At 75.4% G+C, this 16,412-nt stretch carries 11 protein-coding genes; 6 read left to right on the plus strand and 5 right to left on the minus strand.

The features are described 5' to 3' along the window. The first annotated feature begins 132 nt into the window (after positions 1–132). Both ACFOVU_RS04800 and ACFOVU_RS04805 read left to right on the plus strand, forming a co-directional pair. Positions 133–3,489 carry an NB-ARC domain-containing protein gene (locus tag ACFOVU_RS04800; RefSeq protein WP_378530144.1) on the plus strand — a complete coding sequence of 1,119 codons (3,357 nt, stop codon included), beginning with the start codon at positions 133–135 and terminating at the stop codon, positions 3,487–3,489. 393 nt (positions 3,490–3,882) lie between these two features. After that, entirely contained in the window at positions 3,883–4,530 is a 648-nt protein-coding gene (locus ACFOVU_RS04805; protein ID WP_378530146.1) for a SanA/YdcF family protein, read from the plus strand. Between the two features lie 46 nt (positions 4,531–4,576). Here ACFOVU_RS04805 and ACFOVU_RS04810 read toward each other — a convergent pair whose 3' ends face one another. After that, positions 4,577–5,911, minus strand: coding sequence for an MFS transporter (locus ACFOVU_RS04810; protein WP_378530148.1), 1,335 nt, complete (start codon positions 5,909–5,911; stop codon positions 4,577–4,579). 72 nt (positions 5,912–5,983) lie between these two features. Here ACFOVU_RS04810 and ACFOVU_RS04815 point away from each other — a divergent pair, with 72 nt between their 5' ends. Next, positions 5,984–6,970 carry a GlxA family transcriptional regulator gene (locus ACFOVU_RS04815; protein WP_378530150.1) on the plus strand — a complete coding sequence of 329 codons (987 nt, stop codon included), beginning with the start codon at positions 5,984–5,986 and terminating at the stop codon, positions 6,968–6,970. Between the two features lie 32 nt (positions 6,971–7,002). On the opposite strand, the gene ACFOVU_RS04820 is transcribed toward ACFOVU_RS04815, so the two are convergent. Then, positions 7,003–7,323, minus strand: coding sequence for a hypothetical protein (locus ACFOVU_RS04820; protein ID WP_378530152.1), 321 nt, complete (start codon positions 7,321–7,323; stop codon positions 7,003–7,005). A gap of 274 nt (positions 7,324–7,597) precedes the next feature. On the opposite strand from ACFOVU_RS04820, the gene ACFOVU_RS04825 reads away from it, so the two are divergent. Continuing rightward, positions 7,598–9,034 carry a hypothetical protein gene (locus ACFOVU_RS04825; RefSeq protein ID WP_378530154.1) on the plus strand — a complete coding sequence of 479 codons (1,437 nt, stop codon included), beginning with the start codon at positions 7,598–7,600 and terminating at the stop codon, positions 9,032–9,034. Between the two features lie 171 nt (positions 9,035–9,205). Here ACFOVU_RS04825 and ACFOVU_RS04830 read toward each other — a convergent pair whose 3' ends face one another. Both ACFOVU_RS04830 and ACFOVU_RS04835 read right to left on the minus strand, forming a co-directional pair. Beyond that, positions 9,206–9,931, minus strand: coding sequence for a hypothetical protein (locus ACFOVU_RS04830; RefSeq protein WP_378530156.1), 726 nt, complete (start codon positions 9,929–9,931; stop codon positions 9,206–9,208). A gap of 624 nt (positions 9,932–10,555) precedes the next feature. Then, positions 10,556–11,221 (minus strand): SanA/YdcF family protein, encoded by a 666-nt coding sequence (locus tag ACFOVU_RS04835; RefSeq protein ID WP_378530158.1) that lies wholly within the window; start codon positions 11,219–11,221, stop codon positions 10,556–10,558. A 109-nt stretch (positions 11,222–11,330) separates the two neighbouring features. On the opposite strand from ACFOVU_RS04835, the gene ACFOVU_RS04840 reads away from it, so the two are divergent. Then, on the plus strand, positions 11,331–12,884 hold the full coding sequence (locus tag ACFOVU_RS04840; protein WP_378530160.1) for a DUF885 family protein: 1,554 nt from the start codon (positions 11,331–11,333) through the stop codon (positions 12,882–12,884). 40 nt (positions 12,885–12,924) lie between these two features. On the opposite strand, the gene ACFOVU_RS04845 is transcribed toward ACFOVU_RS04840, so the two are convergent. Beyond that, the gene (locus ACFOVU_RS04845) at positions 12,925–13,911 is read right to left on the minus strand and encodes a MurR/RpiR family transcriptional regulator (RefSeq protein WP_378530162.1); all 987 of its coding nucleotides are present in this window, start codon (positions 13,909–13,911) and stop codon (positions 12,925–12,927) included. A 211-nt stretch (positions 13,912–14,122) separates the two neighbouring features. On the opposite strand from ACFOVU_RS04845, the gene ACFOVU_RS04850 reads away from it, so the two are divergent. Next, positions 14,123–15,769: an AfsR/SARP family transcriptional regulator gene (locus ACFOVU_RS04850; protein WP_378530164.1), complete on the plus strand. Its 1,647-nt coding sequence runs from the start codon at positions 14,123–14,125 to the stop codon at positions 15,767–15,769. Positions 15,770–16,412 lie beyond the last annotated feature (643 nt).

A 16,412-nucleotide genomic window follows, 5' to 3' on the forward strand; every position in this document is an offset into this window, starting at 1 on the left:
GAGCGTGACCGGTAAACGCCGCGTGGGCGCCGACGGCGCACACCCCCATCCCTTACGCCCCAGGACCCAGCACCGCGCCGCCCCGCGGTCCGCGTGCTTCCCCGCCCGCCCCGCAACGGGCGGGGGCGCACGGTGACCGACCAGGGATCGTGGGACGGGGATGGCCGCGAGCGCCCCTCGCCGCGGGCGCGCTGGGCCAGGTCTGCGCTGGGGTTCGGTGCGGTGGTGTTCCTCGCGGCCGGCATCTGGCTGGAGAACACCCCCGACATGTTCGAGGACCTGCCGCGCTGGGTGGTGTGGGCGTGCAGCCTGGCCGGCGCCCTGGGCCAGGCCGTCGCCGCCCTCTACCTCGGGCCCGACTCCCCGCTGGGCCGCCGCGCTGTGGACCCGGCCCGCCCGGTGTGGCGCGAAGGGCTGGGCAACAACCTGCTCCAGCCGGTCGCGCACTTCGTCGGGTACGCGGCCGAGCAGGAGCGCATGCACGCCCTGTTCCGCCGGTTCCCGCAGGAGGGCTGGCGCGGCGTGCTGAGGCCGTCGTTCCTGCGCGGCCACCCCGGCGACCACGCGCCGCCGCTGGTGATCGTCGTGACGGGGCTGCCCGCCACCGGTAAGAGCCAGCTCGCCAACCGGGTCGCCCGGCAGGTCGGCGACCGGTTCCCTGACGGTGTCCGGTGGATGGACCTGAGCCGCACGCTCGGCGCCGACGAGGGCGGCGATGCCCCCGCGGCCGCCGGAGCGGACCGGCCCGACGACGGCCGGCGGATGCGCTGGCTGCCCCTCGGGGGCCGACGCCGCCCCGCTGCGGGCGAGCCGGCCGCGGACGCGGCGGCGGCAGACGCGCCGCGCCTGGGCCCCGTCGTCCCGCGCTCGCCGACCAACCTGCTGGAGGAGGCCTTGGACGCGGTGGGCGACACCCCGCGCGGCCCGCGCCGCCAGCTCCAGGACGCCTGGCGGACGCTGACCGCGGGCAAGCGCATCCTGCTCGTGCTGGAGAACGCCGAGGACCCGCGGCAGGTCGAGGCGCTGTGCCCCAACAGCGCGATGAGCGCCGTCCTGGTCACCAGCCGCCGAGCGTTCCAGGACGCGTCGTTCGAGTTCGAGTCCGTCACGATCGACGGCCTGACCGGTGACGAGGGCATCGAGCTGCTGGAGCACCTCGCGCCGGTGGGCCCGGCCGTCGGCGACCCGGAGCGGGAGCGCGACCTGCGCCGCGAGATCGTCGAGCACTGCCACGGGCTCCCGCTGGCCGTGGCCATGTGCGGCAAGCGCCTCGCCTCCTCGTCCGGCCCCGACACCGGGGGCCTGCTCGAGGCGCTCCGACACGAGGACGAGACCCCGCTGCTCGGCCCGCGCGGGTTCCCCGCGTCGTTCACCGTCGTCTTCCAGATGAGCGGCCCCACCGCGCGGCTGCTGCTGCGGCGCATGGCGGCGACCGGGATGGGGGAGATCGCCGACTACGCCGCCGCCGCGCTCCTCGGCGTCGACCGGGCGGTGGCGCGCAGGGTCATCGAGGAGCTCCAGTCGCTGTTCCTCATCGAGCCCGTGGGCCGGGCCGACGACGGCGTCCTCCGCTTCCGCCTGCACGAACTCGTCGGGGACACGCTGCGCGTGCTGCGCCCCGCCGACTTCGCCGTCCCCGAGGAGGAGGGCCGGGCATGGGGCGAGGAGGCCACCCACGCAGCGCGCAAGCGCCTCGTGGACGCCTACACCTGGATGGTGGAGCGGGTCGCCGAGGGCATCCACCCCGCCGACGACGGCTTCCCCCAGCCCGCTCTTGCCGCCCCGCCGCGCGGGCCGCGCATCGACGCGCTCCTCGGGCTGGAGCCCCCCGAGCGCCCGCAGGAGTGGCTGGACCGCGAGAGCGAGGTGGTGCTCGGCTGCATCTGGATGGCCGCCGCCGACGGCCACGCCGGGACCGCCTGGCGGCTGTCCCGCGCGGTGGCGGCGATCTGCCTGGTCGTGCGCACCCATTGGGACGAGTGGGATCAGGCCGTCGACGCCCAGCTCGCGATCGCCCTGGAGCAGAAGGACCTGCTCGCGCTGGGCATGGCGCTGCTCGACGCCGCCGAGCTGTGCGCGAGCCGCGGCGGCTACGTCCCCGGCGACACCTACGCCCAGCGGGCCGCCTACGTCTTCGAGGAACTGGGCGCCGACGCCCGGTGGACCGCACGCGCCCGCAGGGCGCGCGCCGTCAGCCGCCAGCGCTGGGGCGACCTTGACGGGGCGATGGCGGAGCTGCGCCGGGCGGAGAGCGCCTTCGCCGAGCACGGCGAGCCCTGGTGGCACGCGCGCACCCTCTACAACCTGGCCGAAGTCCACTTCGACCTCGGCCGCCTCGACGTCGCCCGCGACCTCCTGGAACGGGCCGCGGCCTCCTTCAGCGCCGAGGGCGACACCACCCAGCGCGACCTGTCGCGGATCCTGCTCGCCGAGGTCCTCGCCGCCGGCGGCCGCGAACTGCGCGCCTGGTACATGCTGCGGGAGATGCGGGACCGCTTCGCCGGCGAGGGCAGGCACTGGTACGTCGCCCAGTGCCTGCGGGTCATGGGCGAACTCGACGGCGACGCCCTCGAACGCCACTACCAGGCGTGCGACCTGGTCTTCAACGGCCGCCGCCAGGCCGAGCTGCGCGACCGGGTGGAGCGCGAGTACGCCCACGACCTGCGCGAGCGCGAGCGCGCCGGGACACCGCCGGGCGGCCTGAGCGAGCACATGGCGCTGCGCCGGAGCCACCGCGAGCGCCTGGAGCGCTCCGCGGCCGACCACCTCGGCGAGTACGCGGCCGGCGCGCACGAGGAGTTCACCCGCGCGGCCGGAGGCGGCCGGCGCCGCGCCCGGGCGCGCCGCCGCGCGTGGTCGGTGCAGGGGCGCACCGCCCTGCTGCGCCAGGCGATCGGGCTGATGGAGCGCATGGGCGACGAGTGGGGGATGCGGCGCGCCCAGCTCACCCTGGGCCGGACCCTGGTCCGGGCGCGCGACCTCGCCGAAGGGCGCGAGCAGCTGCGCCAGGCCGCCGAGGGGTTCGCCCGGCTGCACGTCACCGGCGACCGCCCAGGCGAGCCGGGGGACAAGCGGTGGGCGGCCCGGGCCCACCACATCGCCGCCGAGGAGCTGTTCACCGCCGTGATCCCCGGCGGACCCGAGGGCCGGGACGGCACCGGCCGCGGCCCGCGTCCGCCCGGCGTGCGGTCGGCCTCGACCGAGTGGGCGCGCAAGCAGATGAAGGCCGCCCGCGAGCACGCCGAGCAGGCGCGCGCCGCCTACGGGGAGCGGGAGAACCATTCCGGGCGCATCGGCACCGAGATCCTGATGGCCCGGATCCTGTGGGCGGTCGGCGCCGAAAACGAGGCGGTGTTCGCCCACCTGGAATCGGCGGAGTCCGACGCCCGCGAGCACGCCCGGCCGGAGCTGGCCGCCGAGGCCGGTGAGTGGCGGGAGGCCTTCGCCAACGAGCACGCGCAGGTCGCCCGCGGCTGGGTGATCTACTGACGGGGCGGGGCGGGGCGGGTAAGGCGTGGGCGCCGGCCCCGCCCGGTGTGCCGACACGGTGGACCCGGCCCTCGTGGCGGCGCTCGCGATGCGCCGGCCGACCGCTCCCCGGAGGGGCGCGGTCGGCCCGCCATGCCGCTGTCCCCGAGCGGCGCCGGGGATGCGCGTGGCGCCGCAGGGGCGTCGTCTCTGCGAAGCCGTGTGGTGCGGGGTGCGCAGCGCGTGCCGGGTACGCCCGCCGGGCGCCGTGCGCGGCGCGCAGCAGGATCGGGCGTGGGGATCGGATCGGTGGCCGGGGGCCGTTAGGCTGCGGCGGTGAGCGGGCAATGCCCGCTGCGCCGCGGCTGCGGCGCTCGTCGGCGGAATCGGACCCACCACCCCTCGGGAGCGCGCGTGTCATCGGGAACCTGGGCGGCCGCGGCCGTCGCGGCGGTAGTGGCGCTCGCCTTGGCGCCCACGGTGTGGGTGTGGCTGGCGAGCCTGCGCCACCGGTTCCCGGCCGAGGACGTCCCCGTCCGCCCGGTGGCGATCGTGCTCGGCGCCGCCGTCTGGGAGAGCGGCCCCTGTCCGATGCTGGCGCGCCGGCTCGACCTCGCCGCCCGGCTCTACACCGCGGGCCGGGTGCGGGCCGTGCTGGTCTCGGGCGACAACCGCGCGGTCTCGCGCCACGAGACAGACGCCATGACCGCCTACCTCGTCGCCCACGGGGTCCCCGAGGAGGATGTGGTCGCCGACCCCCACGGCTACCGGACCTGGGACACCTGCGTGCGGGCGCGCGACACCTACGGCGTCGACGGCGCGACCGTCGTCACCCAGGCGTTCCACCTGCCGCGCGCCGTCGCGCTGTGCCGTGCGGCCGGCGTGGACGCGGTGGGTGTGGGCGACCCGAGCCTGCGCCGGCGGTCGCGCGCCACCGTGCGCGGCTACGCCCGCGAGATCGGCGCGAATCCCAAGGCGCTGCTCGACGCCCTCTTGCGCCGCCCGCCACTGCACCCCGACCCGCCCACCGACACGCTGAGGGCCGTCCTGGAACGGGCGTGACGCCAGATGAGCGCCGCCCGATGAGCAGTCCACCGCCGGGGCGGGCCTACTGCTGGACGGCCCCGCTGATCGGTGCCGGGGCTGGGCGGTGGGGAGTGGGGCGGGGGATCAGCAGCGCCATGGCGGTGGCCGCGAGGCACACGGCCCCCGCTGCGACCCACATCGCCGTGTAGGAGCCCAGCGCGTCGCGCACGGCGCCGCCGGCCAGCGCCATGAGGCCCGCGCCCACTTGGTGGGCCGCCAGGGTCCAGCCGAAGACGATGGCGCTGTCCTCGGTGCCGAAGCGGCCGCGCAGGGCGCTCAGGCCGATCGTGGGCGGCACCGTCGCGACGTCCAGCAGGCCGAAGACGATGACGAAGACGACCAGCGATGTCCGCACCTCCGGCCCCAGCAGCAGCGGCAGCACCACGAGCGTGATCCCGCGCAGGCCGTAGTAGGCGGCGAGTAGCCTGCGGGGGTCGAAGCGGTCCGTCAGCCAGCCCGAGAACGCCGTGCCCGCGATGTTGAAGAGGCCGATCAGCGTCAGCAGCGACGCCGCGGCGGTGGGCGGCATCCCGTGGTCGTGGGCGGCGGGCACGAAGTGCGTCCACATGACCCCGTTGGTGGAGGCGCCGCAGATCGCGAAGGTTCCGGCGAGCAGCCAGAACGTGCGGGTCCTGGCCGCCCCGCGCAGGACCCGCACGGCGTGGCGGAGCGCGCCGGGCCGCGGCGCCGGGGCGGGGGTGAACGCTGTGGCCCCGTAGGCGCGCTGCCCCAGGTCGGCGGGGTGGTCGCGGAGGAGCAGCCAGATCAGCGGGGCCACCGCCAGCGCCGTTAGCGCGACCGTCACGGTGCCCGCACGCCACTGCCCGTTGTCGATGATCCAGGACAGCACCGGCAGCAGGGCGAACTGGCCCGCGACGCTCGCGGCGCTGAGCAGGCCGGTGACCAGGCCGCGCCGGCGCACGAACCAGCGGTTGGCGACCGTGGCCGCGAAGGCGAGGGCCATCGATCCGGTCCCCAGCCCGACGAGGACCCCCCAGTACAGGGTCAGCTGCCAGGCCGCGGTCATGACCGTGGTCAGCCCCGCTCCCGCGGCGACCACCAGCAGCGCGGCGGTGACGACGCGGCGCATGCCGAACCGGTCCATCAGCGCCGCCGCGAAGGGCGCGCCCAGCCCGTTGAGCGCCATGTTGACCCACACGGCGACGCTGATGGCGCCGTGGGACCAGCCGAACTCCCGGTGCAGCGGGGTCATCAGCAGGCCCGGCAGGGTGCCGAAGGCGCCCGCGGCGATGATGGCCAGCGCCGCGACGGCGGCGACCGCCCAGGCGCGGTGCAGGCGGGGACGGGGGCCGGGGCCGACGGTGTCGTCCGTCTCCGGCGGTGTCTCGTTGCTCATGACAACGATGGTGGGACCGGCGCCGCCCCTGCGGCGAGTGGCCGGATGGACAACATGTGAAAGAATCCGGCCATGGCCATTTTCACCGACCCCGGGCGGCACCCGGTCGCCGTCCTGGTCCGCAACGGGCTCATGCCCATGGAACTCGGCATCGTCCACCAGATCCTGGGCCGGGCCGCCTCAGCCGAGGGGCGGCCGCTCTACTCCATCGTCACGTGCGCCGTGTCCCCCGGCGATATCCGCACCCACGCCGATTTCACCATCGGCGTCGCGCACGGGCCGGAGGCCCTGGCCGAGGCGTCGACGGTGATCGTCCCCGCCTCGCACGACCCCGATGCGGCCGACGAGAACGGGCGGCTCGACCCGGGGCTGGCCGGCGCCCTGGCGCGGATCCGGCCGGGCACCCGGATCGCCTCCATCTGCACCGGGGCGTTCGTCCTGGCCGCGGCGGGGCTCCTGGACGGGCGCCGGGCGACCACCCACTGGAAGTCCGCCGCGTTGTTCGCGTCGCTGTTCCCCGATGTGCGCCTCGACCCCGGCGTCCTCTACACGCACGACGGAGACGTCCTCACCTCCGCCGGGGAGGCGTCGGGGATCGACCTGTGCCTGCACATCGTCCGCACCGACCACGGTGCCGCGGTCGCCAACGACGTCGCGCGGCACACGGTCGTCCCGCCGCACCGCGACGGCGGCCAGGCGCAGTTCATTCCGCGCCCGGTGCCCCTGCCCAAGGCCTCCTCCACCGCGCGCGCCCGGGCGTGGGCGCTGGACCACCTCGACCGCCCGCTGACGCTGAGCGACCTCGCCGCGCGGGAATCGACCAGCGTGCGCACGCTCACCCGGCGCTTCCGCGAGGAGACCGGCGTCTCGCCGTTGCAGTGGCTGACCCGCCAGCGCGTGGAGCACGCCCGGCACCTGCTGGAGCAGAGCGACTTGACCATCGACCAGGTCGCCGCCGCAGCGGGGTTCGGCACGGCGGTGTCGTTGCGTCAGCACCTGCACGCCGCCCTGGGGGTCTCTCCCAGCGCCTACCGCCGCACGTTCCGCGGGATCGCCTGACACGCTCGCCGGGGCGCGCGAATCCGCGTTTGCTAGGCCGGCGCCTGGCGGGGGAGCGATTCGGGGAGGGTGGCGACCGCGGCCGTGAGGGCGGCGAGCAGGTCGGGCTGGCAGCCGCCGCACTCGAACCGCGGCAGGGAGTCGGGGCCGGTGACCTCGAAGGCAACGGCGGCGGGGTCGCGCTCGGTGTGGCGGCGGAAGTCCAGGCCGCAACGGGCGCAGGTGAGCCGGGCCCGCTTGGCGCGGCGGCGCGACCAGCGCCGGGCTTCGTCGGGAACCTCCCGGCAGGCGGGCTCCAGTTCCGGGGGGTTCCGGACGTCCGTAGTGGACGCCCGAATGTAGGCGAAGTACATGCGACCCTCTCCCCTCGAGCGGCGATTGGTGACCTGCGGTCACCAATCATGGATATTGCCACTACACACGGTCACCGGTCACGTCTGGTTGCGGCGCGGCGGTCACGGCGTTGCGCGGGTTTCGGCCCGCCGCTCCGCTCCACGGTCAACGGCCGCCCGGCCCCGTTCGCCGGTCCGGAGAACCGGGCGCGGTGCCGGCCGGCCGGGCAGGGCGGGCACGCCCCGGGGCCGCGGATTCGCGGGCGGGGGCGGCACGCGGGGATAATGTCCGACCATGGACGCGACGACGGGCACCGGCCCCCTTCACGGCGTGGACGACATCGACTGGGCGGCGCTCGCGCCCGAGGACGGGGCCGACATCCCCGGTCTGCTGCGCGGCATCGCGGGGGACGCCTCCGCCCCCCGCGGCCTCGACGACTCCGTCTCCGCTCTCTTCGACCTCATCCGCTTCCCCGCCCCCGCCTACGCCGCGGCGCCCCGCGTGGCCGAATACCTGCTGCGCATCGCCTGCCACCCCGACACCCCGGCCGACTGGCGGGCCCGCCCGCTCAGCCTGCTGCTGGAACTGCTCGTGCCCACGGCGGCCGCGACCCTGCCCGCCCGTACCGACATCGCGCTGTGGCGCGACGAGGTCGCCTGGGCGGCCGCGACCGACGCCGAGAAGGTCCGCGACCAGTACCGCGCATGGCTGGAGGAGGCGCCCGACGAGCAGCAGTACCGCCGGATGCTCAGCCGCCTGGACACCGCGTCGCGGGAGAACGGCGCCGCGCTCCTCCAAGCGGAGCTGGACGTCTACGACACCGTGCGCGACCACGCCGGCGACCTGGCCGGCCTGCTCGACGGCCGTGAGAACCGCCGCGGCATCGACCCGCCGGCGGAGTGGGCCAGCTACCTGCTCGCCTTCGTGCCCGACACCGCCGAGACGGCGCTGCCCCCGCTCAAGGCGTCCCTGGCCGAGGCGGCCCCGGCGCTGCCCGGCCAGGCACCGCCCCCGCTCGGCACACCGCAGCACGACGTCCTCTCCGCCGAGCTGTTCGCCATCGGCATGCTCGCGGCCCCCGACGACGCCGGGGCCACGGTCGCACTGGCGCACGAAATGGCATCGGGCCACCTCTACAACGGGTTCGCCGCCGCCATGGCGCTCACCGTCATCCACGGGGAGAAGACCCCGGAGGAGTGCCTGGTGCGGCTGCGCGCCGCTGGCCGGACCAGCGTCGGCTACCCGGCCCTCTTCGACGACTCCTGGCCCCACTGCGGTGAGAACACCCCTGCGACGCTCGGCTTCCTGGCGCTGGGCCGCGCGGGCGAGCGGGCGCGGCCGCTGCGGCTGGCCATGCTGCCCAAGGTGCTGGCGAGCGCCGAGGGCACGGCGCGGGCGGCCGTCGCCGCGACCGCGCTCGAAAGCGTGCTGGGCCCCCGCTCGGCCGCCGAGGCCCCCGATCCCGAGGCCGACTTCGACGACGACACGCTCAAGGTCTTCTGGGCCATCGCCGAGCTCCCGGCCGATGGCTGGGACGACGGGCTGCCCGATGCACTCGCAGCGTGGGGCCTGCCCACCGGGCGCGCCGACTTCCGGGCCTTCGCCGGGGTCGAGGACGACGCCGGCGACGAACCCCCGGCCGACGGCGCCCCGGCGCAGGCCCCGGCCGGCGCGGCGCAGCAGCGCCCGCAGGGCGGCCTGTTCAGCCGCCTGTTCGGCCCCGGGTCCTGACCCGCGCGCCGGACCCGGGCACGCGTCCGCCCCGGCCCGCCGTAAGGGCGGGCCGGGGCGGTGGCCGGCCGGGCTTCCGGCGCCCCAAGACGCGAAAACGCCGGGGGCCGCGTCCGTTGCGGACACGGCCCCCGGCGCCGGGTGGGCGGCTGTGCCGCCGCCCTGGGCCTCTTAGCGCATGTACTCGTCGCGCACGCGGGCCAGGCGCTCACGCAGGGACGGGGCGCGGTCGCCGGCCTCGTCCGAGGCCTTGGCCAGAGCCGGGCGGCGGAGCTTGGTGACGATGACCGCCAGGGCCAGGACCGGCAGCACGGCCGCGGTCACCGCGCTCGCCGCCATCGGCAGGTCGGTACCGGTGATCCCGGTGCCGGGCACGCCGGACTGGATCCCCACAGCGGCGCTGGTCCCGGACCCGCCGCCGTTGCCGGAGACGGCGTCGGTGCACTTGGTGTCGGTGCCCATCGGCTGGGGCGCGCCCTCGGTGCCGTTGCCGTCGCCCCACTTGGTGATGGTGTAGTCGACGTCGATGTGGCCCTTGTCGCCGGTGACGGTGAGGTCGGAGTCGTTCCACTTCTCGCCGGTCAGCTTGGCGAAGGTCTTGCCGTCGAGGTCGAGCAGGACGTTGCAGTCGCCGGCGGGGTCACCGGGGCCGCGGTCGCCGATGAAGAACTTCTCCTTCTTGCCGTTGTACTCGACGTAGCCCTCGGTGCCCAGGGGCCAGGACGGGCTGGCCGCCAGGCCCTCCTGCATGGGCTCGCCACTGGCAGGGGCGCCGGTGTCGCCGTTGATGCCCGAGCCGTCGTCCCAGAAGTAGGACGCCTTCAGGTTGCCGTTCTGGACGCTGTCGGTGCCGGCGGCGGCGGTGGTGGCGGGCAGGGTGATGTTCGGAGCAGTCATGGTGAGTCCCCCGTAGGTGTCGGGTGCAGGGCCGAGAGGGGCCCGGGGCATGGCGGGTCCGGCCGGTGTCCGGGCACGGCGGGGCCGTGGCCGGGTGCGGCGGTGTGCCATGGGGTCGCTCTGGCGGTGCGCCAGGCATGCGGGCGGTCAGCTGTGGTGACCTCGGTGGGGCGGCGCTGGAGCGCGGCCCGGCCCGCGTGAAGGGGCCTGATCTTCCCGGGCGGACGAAGTGCCCGGGCTCGGCTTCGGTGGTTGGTCTGCGGTTGACCGTCAGATCACGAACCGATCACGAACCACCCTAGTCAACGTGCAAGTAAATTGCGAGGGTGGGGCGGGTAAAACCGCAGATCAATCTGGGTGATTTCGGTGGTCCGGGGCTGGATGCCCTGCGTGCGCGGGGATCCGCGCCCTCAGTGGAGCTCAAGGAAATCCACCCGTAAACCCAAGCGACGGTCTGTTTTGCCGTGCTAGGGCAACGGTTCGTACAACAGCGATGGGGGTGGTGTCATTCCTGCGAGAGGACATTTTTCCGGGCTTTCTGAAACCCCTGCGCCGAGGGGGATCCGGCGGCCGGACGGGGCCGGTGCCGCCCCGATCCGGCGTCCGGGCCGGTGGCGGACGCGCTCAGCGCGGGGCGGCCAGCGCGTCGTCGACCCCGGGCTCGCGCGGCCCCAGGAACCGGGGTTCCGGGCGCAGGAGGGTGTCCGACACGGCCTTGAACGCCGCCGGGAGCTCGCGCACGTAGCCGTAGACGGTCGCGGTGGTGCGCACCCCGATGCTGCCGTCGCCGACCCCCTCGGTGTCGATCCCGGCGGCCCGGCACAGGGCGACGGCGCGCGGCAGGTGGAAGTTCTGCGTGATGACCGCCGCCGCATCGACCCCGAACACCTCGTGCGCCCGCACGCACGACTCCCACGTGCTGAAGCCCGCGTAGTCGCCGGCGATCTTGGCGGCGGGCACGCCGAGGGCGACCAGGTAGTCGTGCATGGCGTCGGTCTCGTTGTAGGACTCGACGCTGTTGTCCCCGCTCACGAGGACCGCCTCGATCCGGCCCCGGTGGTACAGCTCGGCGGCGATGTCCAGGCGCCGCGCGAGCAGGGTGGTGGGGCGGCCGTCGTCGCGCAGCCCGGCGCCCAGGACCAGCGCCACCGGGCGGGGATCGGCGTCGCCGACGGCGCCCCGCCGGTCCGCGGTCGAGACGGACAGCCAGGTGAAGGGCGCGACCCCGATCAGCGCGGTCAGCAGGCAGGCGGCGACCCACGTCTTGCGGTACGACAGCAGCTTCGTCACACCCTGGTCGACGCTCCGCGCCCCCGGCCGGGTTCCCGGTCCGGCCGTGATGTGGCGCCGGGATATCGCGGTCTGGGCCCGGCCGTGCCGCCGGGATAAGGTCCCGCCCATGGACGACTTTCCGGCGCGGCTGCGCGCCATCGCCGACCTTCAGGCGGCCGAGATGCGCGAGGCCGCGGGGCGCCACGAGTACGACGGCCGGATCACCGACCTCTCCCCTGAAGCCGTCCGGCAGGGGCTGGCCCGCCTTGGCCAGGGCGAACGCTTCGCCGACCCCCACGACGACGCCCATGCCACCGCCGCCGAGGACGCGCTGCGCGTGCAGCTGGGCGACCTGGAGCTGCACCGGTCCAACCCGCTCTGGCACATCGGGGAGCTGGACCTGTCGGTCTACGACAAGGACTACGCACCCGCCGAGCAACGGGACGAGGCGCGCCTGCGCCACCTGGCCGCGTGGCCGGATGCGGTCGGCAACGCGGTCGCCGCCCTCGACCGCGTGAGCGCCCCCGTCGCCGGCTCCCTGCTGGCCTCGGTGCGGGGGCTGGCCGCCGGCGTCCCCGCCGACGCGCCGCAGGACCTCCGCGAGGCCGCGCTGGCCGCGCACCGCCGCCTCGTCGGCCACCTGGAGGCCGCCGCCCGCGACGGCGACCCCAGCGCCGCGCTGGGCGGGGCCGCGCTGACCCGGCTCATGGGGACTTCGGAGGCCACAGCGGTCGACCTCGGCCGCCTGGCGGAGCTCGCCGACGCCGAGCGCGACCGGCTCGCCGGACGCATGGCGGAGTCCGCCGCGCGCATCGACCCCTCGCGCGCACCCCTGGACCTCGCCCGGGAGCTGGTCCGCGACCACCCCGACGCCGACGGCGTGCTCACCGAGGCGCGCCGCTGGACCGCGCACGCCATCGCCTTCACCCGCGAGCGCGATCTCGTGCCCTACCACGACGGCGAGTGCGTCGTCGGGGTCGCGCCGGAGTCCGCGCGCTGGGGGACCGCGATGCTGTCGTGGGCCGCGCCGGCCGAGGCCGACGGCAAAACGCACTACTACGTCACCCCGCCCGAACCGGAGTGGGAGCCGGCCGAAGCCGAGGAGTGGCTGGAGGTGTTCAGCGCGACCACCCTGCCCGCCATCAGCGTGCACGAGGTGGCGCCCGGCCACTTCTCGCACAGCCGCGCCCTGCGCCGGGCGCCCGGCGCGGTACGGCGCACGCTGTTCTCGTACGCCTTCATCGAGGGCTGGGCGCACTACGCCGAGGAGCTGTGCGTCGACGAGGGCTTCGGCGACTACGCCGAACAGGCGCTGGGCGACCCCCGCTTCACCTCGGCCCACTTCGAGCTGGGGGTGTGGCTGGAGGCGCTGATCCGCGTCACGCGCCTGGCCGCCGCCATCGGGGTGCACACCGGCACGATGACCGTCGAGGACGCCGCGGCGCGCTTCGCCGCCGACACCACGCTGGCCGGCCCGGCGGCGCTTTCGGAGGCGCGGCGGGCCACGTTCGACCCCACTTACGGCCGCTACACCTGGGGCAAGCTGGAGATCCTTGCCCTGCGCGACCGCGCCGAGGAGCGCTGGGGGTCCGGCTACACCACGCGGCGGTTCCACACGGCGATGCTCGACCTCGGGGCGCCGCCCCTGGGCCTGCTGGGCACCGCCGTCGACCGCGGCTGAGGGCGGGCGGGCCCCGCTGCCCCCGGCCGTGGCCGCGCCGTCAGCGCTGCCGGTCCTGGCCGCGCGGGCGGCGCTTGTCGTCGCCGATGCGCAGGCCCCGCACGGCGTCGTAGGTGGTCTCCAGGGCGGTGCGGCTGTCGGCGTAGCGGAGCTGGGCCAGGCCGACGAACAGGCAGTCGATCACGGTGAGCTGGGCGAGCCGGCTGGCCGTGGCCCCGGAGCGGAAGGTGGTCTCGCGGGCGGCCGTGGTCAGGATGTGGTCGGCCGCCTCGCTGATCGGCGACCGCGGGAAGTTGGTGACGGCCACCGTGGTCGCGCCGCGCCGCTTGGCCTCGGCCAGCGCGTTGATGGTGTCGATGGTGGTGCCGCTGTGGGAGATGGCCATGGCCACGTCGCCCTCGCCCAGGAGCGCGGCGCTGGTCAGCATGACGTGGGTGTCGGACCAGGCGAAGGAGGTCAGCCCGATGCGGTGCAGCTTCTGCTGGAGGTCGGCGGCGACGAAGGCGCTGGCGCCGACCCCGTAGATGTCGGTGCGGCGGGCTGTGGCCATGCGCTCCACGACCGCCTCCAGCACGGCGACGTCGAGCTGGGCCCCGGTCTCCTCGACCGCGCGGGCGTCGGTGAACGCGATCTTCTCCACGACCGTGACCAGGGTGTCGTCGGCGCTGATGTCGCCGGGGACCTCGCGCGTGCCGCCGCGCGCGCCGCGGGCCTGCCCGGCCTCGGTGGCCAGGGTGAGGCGGAGCTCGCGGTAGCCCGTGAAGTCGATGGTCCGGCAGAAGCGGATGACGGTCGCCTCGGAGGTGGCGCAGTCCTTGGCCAGCTGCGTGATGGACGAAGCGGCGACGCGCTCGGGGTCGTCGATGATGCGCTGGGCCACCCGCTGCTCGGCCGGGGCCAGCGAGGGCAGCAGGGAGCGGATGCGCAGCACCGTGGTGGGTGCGGGGTCGTCGCGGACCGCGGGCGTGCCGTCGTCGCCGTGCGCGCTCCCGCTCCCCTGGGACGTAGGCTTCGCCGTTTTCGCCATGTTGGAAAGTTTCTTTCGCTCTCTGCCTGTAGTCAATGCGTAGCCCGGAGGAATTCCCGGTTTCCGGCAGTGTCACAAGTACGACCGCCGGCCCCACCCGATTGCGCGGCCCGGTGCCGCCCGGCACTGTAGGGGGCGGACGCCGATCCCAGTGTTCGACCGTCCGGTCGCTGGTTCGCGCGAAGGGGGAGGTCCGTTTCCGGGGGCGACATTGTCAGACATCTCGTTCGCAGTGCTCGGGCCGCTCACCGTCCAGGCAGGTGACACCCCGGTCAGGCTGCAAGGCAACAAGCGCCGTGTCCTCCTGGCCACGCTACTCCTGCGGGCGAACCGTACCGTGCCCATCCCCGAGCTGGTCCAACGGGTGTGGGGTGATGTCGATCCCAGCGCCTACCGCAGCGCGCTCCAGGTACAGGTGACCCGGCTCCGGGCGGTCCTCTGCCCCCCTGGGCCCGGCGCCCCGGCGGGCGCCGCCCCGAAGCACGGGCCGCCGCTGCTGGTGAGCGGGCGGCACGGCTACCGGATCGAGCTCGACGAGCGCCAGCTCGACCTTGCGCGCTTCCGGCGGCTGGCCGCCGCGGCCGGGCGGGCCGAGGCCGACGGCGACCTTGCGGGCTGCTGCGACCGCCTCGCCCGCGCGCTGGAGCTGTGGCAGGGGCCGGTGCTGCACGACGTGGCCTCCGACGGACTGCACGAGCGCGACGTCGCCGCGCTCCTCGACGAGCTGCTGCGCGCGGCCGAGCACCACGGGACGGTCGCGCTGGCGCTGGGCCGCCACGAACGGGTCGCCGACGCGCTGTCGGGGCTGACCGCCAGCCACCCCCACCGCGAGGCACTGGTGGGGCAGCGCATGGTCGCGCTGTACCGCTGCGGCCGCGCCAGTGAGGCGCTGGAAGTCTACGGCCGCACCCGCCGGTTCCTCGCCGACCGCCTGGGCACCGATCCCGGGCGCGGCCTCCAAGAGGTCTTCCACGCGGTGCTGCGCGGGGACCTCGACGACCGGCCCCTGGTCCCGCGCCAGCGGACGGTGTACCGGCCCCCGGTGGTGCGGGCCCGCCTCGTCCCTGCCGAGCTGCCCGCCGACCCGCCCGGCTTCGTCGGGCGCTCCGAGGAACTGGCCTCGCTCGACCGGCTGTTCGCCTCGGGCCCGTCTTCGGCCCGCCGCGCGCTGGTCAGCGGACCGCAGGGGGCCGGCTGCACGGCGCTGGCGGTGCACTGGGCCCACGCGGCCGCCGCCGGGTTCCCCGACGGCCAGCTCTACGTCGACCTGCGCGGGGCGGGCGCCGGCCCCCGTTCGGCGTTCGACGTGCTGAGGCGGTTCCTGCGGTCGCTGGGGGTCAAAGGCGCGCTGCCCCCCGATACCGACGAGCGTGCGGCGCTGCTGCGCTCGGTGCTCGCGGGGCGCCGGGTGCTGATGGTGCTGGACAACGCCCATTCGGCCGAGCAGGTGCGGCCCCTGCTGCCGGGCGCCCCCGGCTGCGGCGCTGTGGTCACCAGCCGCTACTGGCTGGTCGACCTGATCGTCCGCGAGGGGGTACCGGCGCTGGCGATCGGCGAGCTGCTCGAATGTGAGGCGGTGACGCTCCTGCGCGACCTCGTGGGGGCGCGCCGCGCCGCCGCGGAACCGGGCGCGCTGCGCCGATTGGCTGAGGCGGTCGAGCGGCTCCCGCTGCCGCTGCGGCTGGCCGCCGCCTGGCTGGCCACGCACCCCGAGGCGCGGATCGCCGCGCTGGCCGGCAAGGTCGAGCGGCGCTGCGAGGACTCCGCGCTGGCGCGGCTGAAGGCGGTGCTGGGCGGCGATCCCAGGTTCCTCATGGGCGGCCGCCGGGTGAGGGAGGGTAGTGCCTGGCGAGAGTGAAGGTGCCCCCGTCCACCTCGCCAGGCACGCGGCGACCCGCATGCGGGCCCCCTCCCCCCACGAGCCGGCCGTCCTCCGGCCCCTGGGGAGCCAGAACCCGACGGCTCCGGCCCGCTTTGGAGGCGCTCACGGCCGCGGGGAAGTACCGGCCGGGAGACGCCCACGACAGACAGAGTGCAGGACGGTGCTTACAGTGCACTGGCGGTTCGCTTTCACAAAGCGAACGCCGCTCGGTTTCTCCGGTTCCGCTTCCGCGGGCGCGCGCTACGGAGCGGCATCGCGTCGTCGCACGGACCCCCGTTTCGGCGGGTGCCCCGTGCGCGCATCGGATCGGCGCGGCGCACCCCCGGAAAGGGTGTCGGCGGGCATGTCCGGTGAATAGCGGATGGAACGGAGATAAGCCGAGGAGCGCCATCATTCATCGCTTTTGCCGCACGGGGCCGTCCGGCCGCGGCACCGCACGGCGGGGGCACCGGCCGCGCCCCGGTCGGCATTCCGCCGGCGGGACCCGGTTTCGGTCGCGACCAAATGACCGGCTTCTTCCGCGGCTCGAGCGTGACTCGAATCGCGGCGCGTCGGTTTCAGGCGGTCCCGGGCGGCCGCGCACCGCATCCGGAAACCCGGCGCCACGCGGCCGCCCCGT

Source organism: Nocardiopsis sediminis (assembly GCF_042650565.1).
In the GTDB taxonomy this organism is placed as follows: Bacteria; Actinomycetota; Actinomycetes; order Streptosporangiales; family Streptosporangiaceae; genus Nocardiopsis_B; species Nocardiopsis_B sediminis.